The sequence below is a fragment of the Vibrio sp. Vb0598 genome, assembly GCF_033338935.1.
GTDB lineage: Bacteria > Pseudomonadota > Gammaproteobacteria > Enterobacterales > Vibrionaceae > Vibrio > Vibrio alginolyticus.
This window is the reverse complement of the sequence record NZ_JAWOTP010000128.1, coordinates 1-1,353: the sequence shown is the minus strand read 5'-3', so window position 1 is coordinate 1,353 and position 1,353 is coordinate 1. Positions and strand designations below refer to the sequence as shown.

At 48.2% G+C, this 1,353-nt stretch carries 2 protein-coding genes; one reads left to right on the top strand and one right to left on the bottom strand.

All coding sequences use genetic code 11. The features are described from left to right. A partial coding sequence (locus R7Q38_RS23475) for a BCCT family transporter (protein WP_318114478.1) occupies nt 1-1,144 on the top strand: 1,144 nt, incomplete at its 5' end. A 69-nt stretch (nt 1,145-1,213) separates the two neighbouring features. On the opposite strand, the gene R7Q38_RS23470 is transcribed toward R7Q38_RS23475, so the two are convergent. Next, the coding region (locus tag R7Q38_RS23470) for a UTRA domain-containing protein (RefSeq protein ID WP_318114479.1) at nt 1,214-1,353 on the bottom strand (140 nt) is incomplete at its 5' end.

Below are 1,353 nucleotides of genomic sequence, written 5' to 3'. Positions count from 1 at the left end.
TGAAGCTTCACCAAAAACTTCTGCAATCAATGCATTATCTCAGTCGTTTATGCACTGGGGATTTTTGGCTTGGGCGATTCTCGGTTGCCTTTCTTCCATCGTATTGATGCACCTGCACTACGACAAAGGCTTGCCACTTAAACCGCGCACATTGCTTTACCCAATCTTTGGCGACAAAGCGATTCATGGCTGGATTGGTAACCTGGCGGATGCGTGCAGCATCATCGCCGTTGCCGCTGGCACTATCGGCCCTATTGGCTTTCTTGGTTTGCAAATCAGCTACGCGCTGAACTCATTATTTGGTTTCCCAGATAACTTCATTACCCAAAGCATGGTGATTGTCGCTGCCATCGTGATGTACACGCTTTCGGCGCTAAGTGGCGTAAGCAAAGGCATCCAACTTGTGAGCCGTTACAACATCATCCTGTCGGTACTGCTGATCGGTTACATCCTGTTCTTTGGCCCAACGAGCTTTATTATTGATGGCTATGTGCAAGGCGTAGGCCGCATGGTGGATAACTTTTTCCCGATGGCGCTTTATCGCGGTGACACTGGCTGGTTAAGCTGGTGGACGGTGTTCTTCTGGGGTTGGTTTATTGGTTACGGGCCAATGATGGCAATCTTCATCGCGCGTATTTCGCGTGGCCGTACAATTCGCCAATTGATTTTGTCCATCAGTATTGCTGCACCGCTGATCACCTGTTTTTGGTTCAGCATCGTGGGCGGTAGCGGTTTAGCATTCGAGCTCGCTAATCCGGGATTAATCTCTTCGGCGTTTGAAGGATTCAACCTCCCAGCCGTATTGCTTGCAATCACTGGTGAACTGCCATTTCCGATGATCATTTCGGTGCTGTTCTTGATTTTGACCACCACCTTCATCGTTACGACTGGTGACTCGATGACCTACACTATCAGTGTGGTAATGACAGGTTCTGCCGAGCCAAACGCAGTGATTCGCTCGTTTTGGGGATTGATGATGGGCGTTGTGGCTATCGCGCTGATTTCTATGGGTTCTGGCGGCATCACTGCGCTGCAATCCTTCATTGTGATCACCGCAGTTCCTGTATCTTTCATTTTGCTACCTAGTATTTTGAAAGCACCGAGCATTGCCAATCAAATGGCGAAGGAGCAAGGTTTGGTTTAAGTCTGTTTTAGATATCCAACTCCATAAAATGCAAAGAGCCCTTAATTGGGCTCTTTTTAATTCTGCTGTTTATCCCACGCTGTCTATGCGAATCATCACCGCGTCAGGCCGCCAGTATTCCAACTCGCAATCCATTAGCTCGCCATCTTGCTTGTAGTTCACGCGACAAATTTTCAGTACAGGTTGTCCTTCAGCCAAATTCAATGCTT